Here is a 12009-nt window from a genome sequence, read left to right as displayed (position 1 = left end):
GGGTGGGGAGCGGGGCGAAGGGGCGCTATAAAGCTCGTTTGCAAAAGTTATGTGATAGGGTGGTATATTTTTATTTATTAATTGATATATAATTATAATTGAAAAAACTATTTAAGGGAGGATTTTTTATGCCTAAAATAGCACAGATAGTTGATGCTGCAAGCAATTTACCATCAGAAATTCTTGAAAAATATAATATCGTTAAAATTCCTTTTTACATAACCTTTGATGAGAAAGAGTATCTTGTTCAAGGCAAAGATATATCCGATGAAGAATTTTATAAAAAAATGGCTGAAAATCCAGACAAAGCTCCAAAAACTGCAGCACCAAATCCAGAAGATTGGTTCAACGCTTTTAAAGAAAAATATGACAAAGGTTTCAAAGAGATAATAGTTACAACAATATCAAGCGAGTTATCTGCAAGTTATCAAAATGCCAATATAGCAAAAAATGATTTTACCGAGAAATACCAAGACGCAAAAATAACCTTAATAGACACAAGAACCTGTACATGTGGTCAGGCTGCTTTGGAAATAAAAATCGCACAAATAATTAAAAGTGGGAAAAAATATTTTGAAGAAATCTCCAAAATAGCCAAAGAATCGATCAAAAAAACTAGTACAATATTCACTGTAAAAACCTTGAAATACATGAAAGCAGGTGGAAGAATAGGTGGTGCCACACAGTTCGTCGGTACTCTATTAAATATAAAACCGATAATGGAATTTGTGAATGGAGTAGTAAAACCAATAAAAGCAGTTAGATCAAGAACAAAATCTTTAGAAGAAATGGTCAATATAATTTCAGACAGAATAAAAGATCCTAAAAAAGTAATTCTCTGTACAAGGAACGCTATGTGTAAAGAAGACGAAGAATACATGATAGATAAGCTGAAAGAAAAGCTAAACTATGAAGGTGAAATATACTCAGGTACTTTGGGAGCAGTAATTGGAGCTCATTCTGGGCCCGGAGCAATAGGTATAGGCTTCACAGAATTAGAACAATAAAACAAAAGGATGTAGGGCGGGCAGCGGGGTGAAGGGGCGCTAATTTCACCTACTAACAACCTTCTTCTTCACTTCCCTCATCAAATCAACCCCCAAATCAAACACATATTTCACCTGATCTCTATACACAAACATAACAACAATCAAACCCAAAACAGCAGACACAACCTGAAAAACCATATTAATAACAAAAGTGTTTATAAAAGCAACGATCACAAAAACAAACGTACTAATAAAAAATTTACCCAAATGGTAATTAACATGGAACAATCTCTTAGATATAAACGTCCTCATACAAAAGAAAACTATATATGACACCCCTGTAGAAAATGCTGCACCCTTTGCACCATATACAGGAACAAGCATCAAATTCCCAAACACGTTAACCCCTGCTGCCACACTTGCTATCAACATATGCCAATATGTTTTTTTCTTAAAATTGATACCAACAACCGTCGTTTCAGAAACGGTATACATAATAGGCATCAATATCAAAAAAGAGCTAATCCCAGCAGCCTGCCTATAAGAACTTTCTAAAAGCAAAAATATCACATCTTTAAACACAACGATCAGCAATCCAAATACAAACATCGCTGCGGCGATAATCACAGAAGTCTTCTCAAAAATCCCCTTACTCTCAGGCTCTTTTTCATAACTCTCATAAGAAACGGGAGTCCAAAACGTAGTAAACCCCACTTGAATTAAATTCATCACCGCAACCACTTTAAAAGCGGCAGAATACAAACCAATCTCTGTAAAATCAGAATAATTCCTCAACGCCAACCTATCTATCGATTGAAAAAGCCATGTAATTAAAAAAGTAGGAACAAAAGGAAGCCCATATCTAACAATCGCTTTTATCGATTTAAAATCAACCTTGAACTTACCAAACCACAATTCCCTTTCAAAAAAGATCGCTAATAAAGCGGTAACTATATGAGAAAAAAACAAACCTACTATAACTGCATAAAAACTTCTTGAAACAAATAAGGCGTATAAAATCGTAAAAGCCGCATTTGTTACTCCGTTTATTACCCTTAATGTAGAAAAAGCGATACCTCTTTTTTTCATCCGAACAGCCAAAGTGGAAAATCTCTCTAAAATACCAATTAATATAGTAACTCCCAACAAAAAAATCGGAAGAAAATGAGTATAATCCCCAAAAAGAACAAAAGAAAGCTCTCTCCAAAAGATACCAATTACAACAAAAACCACAAAGCCTACACTTAAACTAGGCAGCAAAGAATCCCAAAGTAAATCTCTTCTCTTATCCTCAGACCTTTCATAAAACATCCGAACAAAACTCTGATCCGCCCCAAGAAGTGCCACATTGAGAAGCAAATTGAAAGCCAAAGTGAACATCGATGCCTTACCAAACTCTTCTGGGATTATAAGCCAAGTGGTAATAGGGGTAGTGATGAAAGAAATCAAAGCAGCTATCCATTGCCCCATTGAAAATTGAAAAAAAGATTTAATAAATTCTCTCTCTTTAGGCATTACTTCCTCCAAATCTATTTAAGACTTCATTATACACCTCTATTTCCTTTTCTACAATACTCTCCCACGAAAAACCCATAGCCCTTTTTCTTAAATAACTACCATCAATTGGATTTTCTAACAACTTTACAACCGATTGAGCGAACCTCTTCTCAAACTCTTCTCCTTCTTCTACAACTATTCCTCCATCTCCAATTGCCTCAGGTATACCTCCGTTACTGCTGCCAACAACAGCCACCCCACACCCCTGTGCTTCTATAACAACAGCCCCAAATCCTTCATTCCTACTTGGAAGAATCATAACATCCATAGCATTCATATAATAAGGTACGTCTTCATGAGAAACACTTCCAACAAATTTAACCTGCAACCTTCTTTTCTTACATTCTTTTTCAATATCTTTTCTTAACTCACCATCTCCAACAACTAAAAACTCAGCATCGTAGATTGAAGAAATGTAAGAAAAAATTTCGGGCAATTTATCTGCCCTTTTTACTTCCTTTAAACCACCTACAAACCCAACAACCTTTTTAGATAGCCCCAATTCTTTTTTTATCTTTTCTTTATCCAAAGGTTTAAAGGTATCTGGTTCAATCCCGTTGGGAATAACAACAGAATTCTCACCAGCATATCCAAATGACTTAGCTTTATTCAATAGGGCATTGCTTACAAAGATAACCTTTGCAGCATTTTCTAAAACATCAACGTACAATTCTTTTGCCTTAGGCATCGCTAAGTTTATATCGCTACCATGGCAAGTAACTACATATGGAATATTTAACTTTTGCGATAACAGTTTCGCAACTAATCCAGCAGGTGCGTCATACATCCCATGGGCATGGATTATATCAAACTCATTATCCTTAATTTTATCAAATAAATCCTCCGCAACTTCTTTTGAATCTTTAATTTGATTATTTTTCTTCAATACTCTCGAATTAAAGACATCACCTAAACTTCTACTAAAAGACGCATATTTATATTTTATACCATCGACTTCATAAAATGAATCAGTAGAATTTACACTTGGTATAGAAAGAATCTTTTTCAAAAGTTTTATTCCAAAAGTATCTTTAGAAGTAATACCATAAACATCGAAGTCCATATTAAAACTCTGCATAGTTTTAAGCCTATTTGTTATGAAAATTCCCCGTGCAGGATTATGAGAAAATGGCAACAAATTTGTTATGAACAATACCTTCACTATTTATCAACTCCGAATGTAATTACAGTTTCAATATCAAAAAAACTTGGTACACTTTTCGTTTGGTAAATGCAACTGCCTTAACTATTAATCAGATTTTATTATTTGTGGCTCATAGTAGTTCTCATTATATAAAAATATTTTATCGAAATTATTTTCTCCCTTAGTATATGAATTAAGTATTTCCCTTACATCTTTGATGTCATCTGCTAGAAAATACAGATCTTTAGATGGCTCGATTGATGTGATTATTAATAAATATATTTTATCAACTTTTTTCCTATAATGGGACAACTTGTTAATCTTTTTATTTATTATTTCTGGTAATTTCTCTTTATAATAATTAATCGAGACATAATTCCCTCCTCCTTCACGTATTTTAAGTTCCTCACTATAAAGTTCTTCTATTGGTTCACCTACTAAATATTTACATATTAAAGAATTTTTATTTGATTCACAGAATTCTTCAAACGAAGAATATTCCTTATTTCTTCTTGTTATTATATATTTTATGTATTCTTCAGTAAAGTCTTTAATAAATTGGCCATCTTTTATTTTGTTTTTACTGTTTTTTTGATTTCTTTTGCTTATATCAGAAGCTAAGCTATCAGAGAAAAAAAGCCAAATATCTATTTTAATATCTTCTTCCTCTAAGTATTTTTTTATGCTTTTATAAATCTTATATTCTAATTTTTCGCTTGCCTTCCTACTTTCATGAATAGTTTCTGTTATCTCTATCCCAATTTTTTGATTATCAAATTTAATTATGAAATCGGGAGATTCGCTACATTCTAATTGATAATTTTTTGGAAAAAGATACTCATGAAAAATTTTATGATAATGAAGGATAAAATGTTTTAATGACTTAAGTTCCTTTTTCTTATCGCTCATTTTTATCACCCCACTTTGTAGTAGCAATTCCTATACTTTTAAGCGTTTTAGAAAGTATCCCGACAATTGGTCCAACAGATGTTATTCCTGAGTTTGACAGTTACAAAAATGTAAGAATTTAAAACAAACATGAATTATTGAAAAAGTGTCACTACATCAAAAGATTTTCCCAAAAAATACATATTTTTCCCCCTCAAACCCGCTTTCTTCCGTTTAGTTTACTAAAAAATCATCTCTCAAATTCAAAGTCAGGAGCTTATGGATTTGGGAAAATCTTTGATTTACCTTTTATCCGCTTCTAGGCGACGGCGAAATATTACTCCCACCATGGTTTATTTGCTTCTGATGAAACTTTTGGATAAAGCTCGTAAATAGCCTTTATTATCGGCTTTAGCTCATATTTATCTCCTCTAAAAGTAAGTGTCCATGTTGTAGGATTAAAAATACGAAGGAAATCTTTTGGGTCTATTCCAGCTATCATATCTGAGGGTCCTATACTTGAATCAACGAAATTATGCCTTTCAGAAGATTTTGCCCACTCCTCTAATCTTTCATCAAAATGTTCAAAATGATTTCTAAAGTTCCTTGGTTGTATAGGAGAATTATCTTCAATACCTAAGCTTTTTCGTAACTCTTCCCCTCTCTTCCCATATTTTTGATTTATTGGCCAAAAAATTTTGGAGATATTACCTACAGCTACCAAAAAACTTTGTATTGCATACCATACTAGGTCTGAATTTTTATTTGATAATCCTGTTTTTACTTGCTCTATAGAAATAATTGCGAATTTACATTGTCGCTCAATTTCCTTTTGAAATATTTTCAAAACCATTTTCTCCATCTCTCCTGACCCCCTTTAGGAAATCCTAACAGTTGCCGAGCTTGCTTGGAATTTCAGTCTGCCCCCTTTAGCATTTTATCATTGTCTCACTTAATAAATACTTTCTCTTCAGCGTTGCTTACAATGGCAGATAACGTTTCACAGATAAAAGAAGTTGACGAAGGCAATTTGGGCAGAGCCTAACGAAGCCTTTTATCCACTGTTATAGGATGTTGCGAGCCTTTTATTTCGATTTCCTTATCCCTTTAAAGATATTCCACATAGGAACTCTCTTCCTATACTCTTCGTACTCATCTCCAAATTTCTTTATATTATACTCAGCCTCTTTTCTGGCAGACATCCAGCAGCAAAATATAACAAATATACCTAAGAGTATTGAAAGAATTGACTGAAAGACCAAGATTAAAGCAATAGACCAGATTGTCATTCCCAGGGTTATGGGATGACGAATAATGCCATATATGCCTGTATCAAAAAAAGTCGTAGTGTAAAACGGATCGTAGATTTCTGGTTTACCTTTGTGCTTCAGTTGGATAAGTGAGCCAAACACTAAAATAGCCGAAGGGATATAGAGAATCAATCCAATCACCGCTAGCCTAAAAACCCCGAAATGTATTCATGCTCCACGAATACCGATAGTTAATTCGAGCACCAACAAGGTGAAGAAAATACCCAAACCTGTATGGATATAAATTTCAGTGATAAAGCGTTCTTTAATTGCTTGCATTATCCATATTCCGTTAACAATCCATATAATGGCGCAAATGCGAATACAAAGATATATAGCCAAAATTTGTTTACTCCCATTTGTATGTTCAGGCGAGCAATTTCATATAACGGCTGGTGGGTATCTGAAGTTTTTGCCGAAGGCAAAAATTCGGGTCGTAGCGTAGCCAGATACCAGCCTGTTAGGCGACATTGCCCTTCTCATCATTTTATTATCCTCCACTTCCCTGCTATTGGCTTAGCCCCTATACCTCCACAGACTGGGCATGGTTCCTGCCATTCTCTTCTACGATTCGGAGGAACACCGCCTTTCCCTTCACAAAATGAGCACTCTACAAAAGGTTCTTCTTCAAATTCAACGAGAACTTTTCCACTTCCACCGCAAACTGGGCATGGTTCCTGCCATTCTCTTCTACGATTTGAAGGGACGCCACCTTTCCCCTCGCAATATGCACAGCTAAGGATAGCCTTACCTGTAGACACGATTTCAATATGAACTATTCTTAGTTCAGCCATATTTTATACCTCCTCGTATAATATGTATTACTGTCTTTAGAAACTCTAAAACATGCATTGTAACTAACTTTTAATACCTTCAATATTAATCATTATTAATCATTTACCTTCTCACTAGATAATTTTACTATCTTCTATGATATTTGATGATACAATACAACCATAAACAACATTTTCTTTAAAAAATGAGTGGGTAGTAGAACGCTTATACTGTCTTCTATGATATTTGATGATACAATACAACCATAAACAACTATTTTCTTTAAAAAATGAGTGGGTAGTAAAACGCTTATAGTGTCTGAACTTTTAAGTTCGTTCTAAAGTTTGTTCGCTACCCACCTTCCGCCCATAAATCTGATACTTGATTGACCTTTCAAGACCGTATTAAAAGGGAACACCATAGAAGAGGTCTAAGGATTAAGGCAGATCCTTAAACAATACTAAAGCGAGGTGAAACAATATGATCCTAACTATCATTACAGATTACAAAATCAAGAACTGAGAGCTCATGGCAATTATACAGCAAAAAATATTAAAAAGAAAAAGAACACATTAGATCATATTAGATGTCCGTGAAAAAGATTGGTTGGATCATAATTCGATGTCTTTGAAATGGTACCATATTTTTATTTTTCAACTCGGGGTGAAGCCCTTTCCCACTTCCTTAAATGTGCGAGCAACTGGGTGAAACATTTTTTCACCTTCATTAGAAGGGCGGAAAGATGGATGAAAGGGAAAAGAATCTTTTCCTCACGGGTGGGGAGCGGGGGAAGGGCGCTATAAAACTTATTAAACAAGAGTCGGATAATAAAATAGCACACCTTCAAATATGGTATAATTATGTTATACAAAACAAAGATAAAGGGGCAAGATGGATACGTATACATTCTGATGGAACACAAAAGCTACATTGAAGGGAAAGTAATCTTTCAACTGTTGAGATACATTACGAGCATATGGGAAGAAAAATACGATCCCAAAACAAAAAAAGTTCCGATAATAATACCGATAGTAATATACCATGGAAGAGAAGTCTGGAACGTAGAAACGAACTTATCAAATATGGTACAAGGGATAGAAGATTTACCAGATGAACTAAAAACATACTTACCAACATACCGATATGAAATATGTGACTTCTCAATCAAAGGGAAAAAAAGGATAATAGGATTAACAGCGACGAAAGTTGCATTAGAAGCAATGAGAGCAGGAACAGCAATGACCGAAAAAGAATTTAAAGAAAGATTAGCAATAGTATTCGCATACATAAACCAACTACCAGAAGAACAGGTACATGAATGGTTTGAAGGGTGCATGATCTACCTACTAAACGTAAGGGAAGATATAACGATAGAAGATATATTAAAGGTACAAAAAGAAATAATGCCTGGAAGGGGTGAAATAGTAATGACAATAGCTGAAAAGTTGAGAAACGAAGGTAAATTGGAAGGTAAATTGGAAGGAAAACTTGAAGAAAGAAAAGAATTGATAATTGAGATTCTAAACCAAAGATTTGGAAAAGATATTGATAAAAAATTAGAAGAAAAGATCAGAAAAGCAAATGAAGAAACCATAAACCAAATAAAGAAAAATATTCTTAGTATAACCATAGAAGAGCTAAAAGAGTTATTGAAGTAATGGTAGCAGGTGAAACACAATCTGATATTTTTGTATAGGTAACAGGGAAAAACCCTTTTCCATTTCCTCATGGGTTAGTTACGGAGTAAAATGGAAAAAGGCTTTTTTCCTTATGGGCGGGCAGCGGGGGAAGGGCGCTATAAAACCGCTTATACAAGAGTTGGATAATAAAATAGCTCACCTTCAAAAACATATGGTATAATTAAATTAACAAATGAAAAAGCAAACATTTCACCATACAACAAAAAACAAACCAAAAAGGAGAAGCTTATGTCTAATCCAATAAAAGATTCGATATTCAAAGAATTATTCGAAGACAGAACCGTATTCTATGACTTTCTAAAAGCCTTTCTACCAAAAGAGATAACAAAACAAATAAAAGAGACAGATTTAAAACGTGAACAAACTGAACTAAAGGGATGGTCTTTTACGATGGAAAAGCGAAATGGACATCGCCAACGGATGTGAAAGACAAGATAACAAAGATAAAAAACATGGAAGAGTATTCAATAAAAGCAAATTATGAACTAATAAATTTAAGCAATATAAAAGAAGAAACGATAATAAACATGAAGAAGGCACTAGGAGTAATCTTATAAACGGACAAACCAAACGTAAGGATAAAAAACGCAGAAGAGTTGCTAAAGATGATAAGTGAAGAGATAATAGCGAAATTGCCGAAAGAAGAACAAGAGAAGTTTAAAAAACACAGAAACGCATTCTTAGAATTGCTTAGAAAGAGGACAGATTACAAAGAGATAGAAGAAAGGTACGAAGAACTAAAAGAAATGGAGGTGCCAAAAATGTTTAACACATTAGAAGAGATAGCAAAAAGAGACAGAGAAAAAGCTAAAGTAGAAGGAAAACTTGAAGAAAGACGAGAATTTGAAATTAGAATATTAAGCAAAAGATTTGGTAACCAACTAACAGAAGAGATAAAAGATAAGATAAGAAAAGCAGACGAAAAGACGATAGATTACATAGGAGACAATTTGTTAGAGATAACCATAGAAGACCTAAAAGAGTTATTGAAGTAATGGTAGCAGGTGAAACACAATCTGATATTTTTGGATAGGTAACAGGGCAAAACCCTTTTCCATTTCCTCATGGGTTAGTTGCGGGGTAAAATGGAAAAAGGCTTTTTTTCAGCATGGATGGGCGGACACACTTTGCATAATCGGGCACACTTTTCGTTTAGAAAGTGTATCATTTATATATTTTTGTACAATTTTATAAATTTTAATTTTTAAAACTTCACTATTCATCATTTTTTCATCAATAGCTCTCGTTAATTCAATTCCAATTTTTTGATTATCAAACTCAACTATGAAATCAGGAGATTCACTACATTCTAATCGACGATTTTCAGCAAAAAGATGTTCATGAAAACTTTTGTAATAATCGCTGAAAAAATCTTCTAATAGCTTAAATTCTTCTTTTTTCTTATCGTTTATTTTTACCACCCCACTTTGTAGTAGCAATTCCCATACTTTTAAGTGTTTTAGAAAGTATACCGACAATTGGTCCAACAGATGGTGCAATTACTAAATGCAAGTATACCTTCCTCTCACACAAGTCCTATATAAGGTTCCTATAAAATCAAATAAATTTCACCTTCAAAAAATTATATAACTTCCTGCATATCTGTTAAATTTTTAATTATGTAATTACCAATATCTTTTATCATTTTCAAATAAGGATTTTCTTTACTTTTAGCTAATTCTTCTGCCCCTTCAAAGGCAACCCAGCCACCAAATATTTCAAAACTATATTCACCTTCAGTAGTGCTTATATTAAGTAACATTTCACCCTTATAACCTACTATATCATCCTTGAAATAAGCATATGTATTTGGTTTTCTAGGATAACAAGAATGTTTTAATGAATTATAAATATCCCATAAGCTAATTTTCTTTTCTTCAATTTTACCTTTTGAGAATTTTTGTGCAATGAAATAATATTTATCATTCGAGATAATTATCCCTAAGTTTTCCATAATTTCTAGAATTCTTTGCCTTTTATTTTGGTCTGTATAATTATTACTTAAATGATTCTTGAAATCACCTCTTATTTCACAACTCCTAATGTCTTGTTTTTTATCATTCTTAATATCAAAAATATCATTAAAATATTTCCACTTTTTATTTTGTTTATAATCTTCGAAAATCTCATTTCTTATTATATCCATACTACTTCCCATAGAAAATATGAAAGCTCTAAAATCAGAAACTTTTTCGTTAAAGTCTTCTTTTTCATATGAGCTTTCACATGACTTAATCCTATATTCGATGTCCTTAATACAATAATCTAAAACTACTTTTTCCTTTTCTTTCATAACTCACCCCCCCCGCATTAGATTATACTATATGTCAATAAAAAGATTGTGTATAAATTCTATCTTAATAATCAGTTTTTAGTGGAAAAAAGTTCCTCTATAATATTTATCAAAAGATTAATTAAAAACTTAATCAAATAATTATCAATCAACTTTAGCTACAAAAAAATTGATATTTCAAATAGAAATTTGAATATTTCACCTTTAAAAGTATCCTATAACTACCTTAAAACTACTTTCTAAATTCTTTTAACCATTTATGTTACCTCCTTTTACTAAAATTTTTTTTAATGTATCTAATTAAATTAACAACAAATTTTTTACTTGCATTACACTTACCAATCTAAAAATAGATCAAAAATCCGCAGAATTTGCCAAGCTTTGTTCCACAGTCGAAAACATAAAGACCTAGCCAAAAAGACATTTTATGAAGACGTTTTGTATATTTTTAATAATAAAGTATTTTACCCCTACCGAGCATTTTTTCACCTTCCTTGAATGACGAACAGCGGAGTAAAATAGAAACACACTTTTTCCTCATGGGTGGGCAGCGGGGGAAGGGCGTTAACAAAGATCCTTTTCCTCACGGGTGGGGAGCGGGGGAAGGGCGCTAAAACTCATTATACAGGAGTTGGATAATAAAATAACACATCTTCAAAAACATATGGTATAATATAAACAGTTCAACAAAATATCGTGTAACCAAAAGGGGGAGCTGATGAAAGGCACCAACATAACCCACAACCGTCAGGATATTATCTTCAAAAAGATGTCAGTAATATTCAAAAACGAAACCCTCAAATATTATGAATTAAACTTACCAAAGATAATCTCAGTAAAACCAACAGAACTACCAGTAATAAACGTATCAGACAAAAACATGGATTTTGTATTTGAACTAGGAGTCACCTCTCAGACAATTATGTAAGGGAAGAGTACCTAAACAAACTGAAAGAGGTGATACGAATGACAAAGATAGGAGCCTCATTATTTGAAGAAGGCGTGGAAAAAGGGGAAAGAAAAGGCGCAAAAGAATTAATCATAGAAATTCTAAACCAAAGGTTTGGAGAAGATTTTGATAAAAGATTAGAAGAAAAGGTTAGAAAAGCAAATGAAGAAACCATAAACCAAATAAAGAAAAACATTCTAAACATTACACTAGAAGAGCTAAAAGAGTTACTTAAATAATTTCTGAAAAGACGCCCAACATGGGCGTTTTTCAATTAAAAACTGTAGCTAATTTTAATGAACATTTGCTATGGCTAACGATAACTGCACGTATCCTAGGCCATCAATATCGCTATACTTATGTGTCTACCCTTGTTTCCTTTATCCTTCTTTTTGATTGATACCA

15 protein-coding genes are annotated in these 12009 nt (G+C 33.1%); 7 read left to right on the top strand and 8 right to left on the bottom strand.

Annotated features, from left to right (window positions below; translation table 11 throughout):
• The first annotated feature begins 128 nt into the window (after positions 1-128).
• Complete coding sequence (locus X925_RS05595) at positions 129-1007, top strand: DegV family protein (protein WP_121959367.1); 879 nt, start codon at positions 129-131, stop codon at positions 1005-1007.
• Positions 1008-1052: 45 nt separating this feature from the next.
• Here the strand turns inward: X925_RS05595 and X925_RS05590 are convergent, their stop codons facing one another.
• The 6 genes from X925_RS05590 to X925_RS05565 form a co-directional block, all read right to left on the bottom strand.
• Positions 1053-2504, bottom strand: a complete 1452-nt coding sequence (locus X925_RS05590) for a lipopolysaccharide biosynthesis protein (protein ID WP_121959366.1) — start codon at positions 2502-2504, stop codon at positions 1053-1055.
• Entirely contained in the window at positions 2497-3708 is a 1212-nt protein-coding gene (locus tag X925_RS05585; RefSeq protein ID WP_121959365.1) for a glycosyltransferase family 4 protein, read from the bottom strand. Before X925_RS05585 ends, X925_RS05590 begins: the two co-directional genes overlap by 8 nt.
• A gap of 87 nt (positions 3709-3795) precedes the next feature.
• Positions 3796-4599 carry a hypothetical protein gene (locus X925_RS05580; RefSeq protein ID WP_121959364.1) on the bottom strand — a complete coding sequence of 268 codons (804 nt, stop codon included), beginning with the start codon at positions 4597-4599 and terminating at the stop codon, positions 3796-3798.
• A gap of 316 nt (positions 4600-4915) precedes the next feature.
• Complete coding sequence (locus tag X925_RS05575) at positions 4916-5440, bottom strand: hypothetical protein (protein ID WP_121959363.1); 525 nt, start codon at positions 5438-5440, stop codon at positions 4916-4918.
• A 223-nt stretch (positions 5441-5663) separates the two neighbouring features.
• Positions 5664-6020: an isoprenylcysteine carboxylmethyltransferase family protein gene (locus X925_RS05570; RefSeq protein ID WP_158245426.1), complete on the bottom strand. Its 357-nt coding sequence runs from the start codon at positions 6018-6020 to the stop codon at positions 5664-5666.
• A gap of 350 nt (positions 6021-6370) precedes the next feature.
• Positions 6371-6682, bottom strand: a complete 312-nt coding sequence (locus X925_RS05565; RefSeq protein WP_121959361.1) for a hypothetical protein — start codon at positions 6680-6682, stop codon at positions 6371-6373.
• A gap of 840 nt (positions 6683-7522) precedes the next feature.
• Between X925_RS05565 and X925_RS05560 the strand changes: the two genes are divergently transcribed.
• From X925_RS05560 to X925_RS10430, 4 genes are all read left to right on the top strand, one after another.
• A complete protein-coding gene (locus tag X925_RS05560) occupies positions 7523-8320 on the top strand; it encodes an Rpn family recombination-promoting nuclease/putative transposase (protein WP_233187745.1) in 798 nt (265 codons plus the stop codon).
• Positions 8321-8590: 270 nt separating this feature from the next.
• Positions 8591-8788 carry a hypothetical protein gene (locus X925_RS10440; protein ID WP_233187744.1) on the top strand — a complete coding sequence of 66 codons (198 nt, stop codon included), beginning with the start codon at positions 8591-8593 and terminating at the stop codon, positions 8786-8788.
• Positions 8785-8919, top strand: coding sequence for a hypothetical protein (locus tag X925_RS10435; RefSeq protein WP_233187743.1), 135 nt, complete (start codon positions 8785-8787; stop codon positions 8917-8919). Before X925_RS10440 ends, X925_RS10435 begins: the two co-directional genes overlap by 4 nt.
• A gap of 48 nt (positions 8920-8967) precedes the next feature.
• Complete coding sequence (locus tag X925_RS10430; RefSeq protein ID WP_233187742.1) at positions 8968-9357, top strand: hypothetical protein; 390 nt, start codon at positions 8968-8970, stop codon at positions 9355-9357.
• A 108-nt stretch (positions 9358-9465) separates the two neighbouring features.
• On the opposite strand, the gene X925_RS05550 is transcribed toward X925_RS10430, so the two are convergent.
• Both X925_RS05550 and X925_RS05545 read right to left on the bottom strand, forming a co-directional pair.
• The gene (locus X925_RS05550) at positions 9466-9840 is read right to left on the bottom strand and encodes a hypothetical protein (protein WP_146026690.1); all 375 of its coding nucleotides are present in this window, start codon (positions 9838-9840) and stop codon (positions 9466-9468) included.
• Between the two features lie 104 nt (positions 9841-9944).
• The gene (locus tag X925_RS05545; protein WP_121959359.1) at positions 9945-10655 is read right to left on the bottom strand and encodes a hypothetical protein; all 711 of its coding nucleotides are present in this window, start codon (positions 10653-10655) and stop codon (positions 9945-9947) included.
• 718 nt (positions 10656-11373) lie between these two features.
• Between X925_RS05545 and X925_RS05540 the strand changes: the two genes are divergently transcribed.
• Both X925_RS05540 and X925_RS05535 read left to right on the top strand, forming a co-directional pair.
• Entirely contained in the window at positions 11374-11583 is a 210-nt protein-coding gene (locus X925_RS05540) for a hypothetical protein (RefSeq protein ID WP_121959358.1), read from the top strand.
• 38 nt (positions 11584-11621) lie between these two features.
• A complete protein-coding gene (locus X925_RS05535; protein WP_121959357.1) occupies positions 11622-11843 on the top strand; it encodes a hypothetical protein in 222 nt (73 codons plus the stop codon).
• Positions 11844-12009 lie beyond the last annotated feature (166 nt).

The organism is Petrotoga sp. 9T1HF07.CasAA.8.2, from assembly GCF_002895585.1.
GTDB lineage: Bacteria > Thermotogota > Thermotogae > Petrotogales > Petrotogaceae > Petrotoga > Petrotoga mobilis.
Note: the sequence above shows the minus strand (reverse complement) of the source record. Positions and strands in the feature narration are given on the sequence as shown.

Coding starts and splice junctions, on each gene's coding strand:
- X925_RS05590 (WP_121959366.1), bottom strand. CDS start 2,504: ATGCCTAAAGAGAGAGAATTTATTAAATCTTTTTTTCAATTTTCAATG.
- X925_RS10440 (WP_233187744.1), top strand. CDS start 8,591: ATGTCTAATCCAATAAAAGATTCGATATTCAAAGAATTATTCGAAGAC.
- X925_RS05560 (WP_233187745.1), top strand. CDS start 7,523: ATGTTATACAAAACAAAGATAAAGGGGCAAGATGGATACGTATACATT.
- X925_RS05540 (WP_121959358.1), top strand. CDS start 11,374: ATGAAAGGCACCAACATAACCCACAACCGTCAGGATATTATCTTCAAA.
- X925_RS05595 (WP_121959367.1), top strand. CDS start 129: ATGCCTAAAATAGCACAGATAGTTGATGCTGCAAGCAATTTACCATCA.
- X925_RS05575 (WP_121959363.1), bottom strand. CDS start 5,440: ATGGAGAAAATGGTTTTGAAAATATTTCAAAAGGAAATTGAGCGACAA.
- X925_RS05580 (WP_121959364.1), bottom strand. CDS start 4,599: ATGAGCGATAAGAAAAAGGAACTTAAGTCATTAAAACATTTTATCCTT.
- X925_RS05545 (WP_121959359.1), bottom strand. CDS start 10,655: ATGAAAGAAAAGGAAAAAGTAGTTTTAGATTATTGTATTAAGGACATC.
- X925_RS05535 (WP_121959357.1), top strand. CDS start 11,622: ATGACAAAGATAGGAGCCTCATTATTTGAAGAAGGCGTGGAAAAAGGG.
- X925_RS10430 (WP_233187742.1), top strand. CDS start 8,968: ATGATAAGTGAAGAGATAATAGCGAAATTGCCGAAAGAAGAACAAGAG.
- X925_RS05565 (WP_121959361.1), bottom strand. CDS start 6,682: ATGGCTGAACTAAGAATAGTTCATATTGAAATCGTGTCTACAGGTAAG.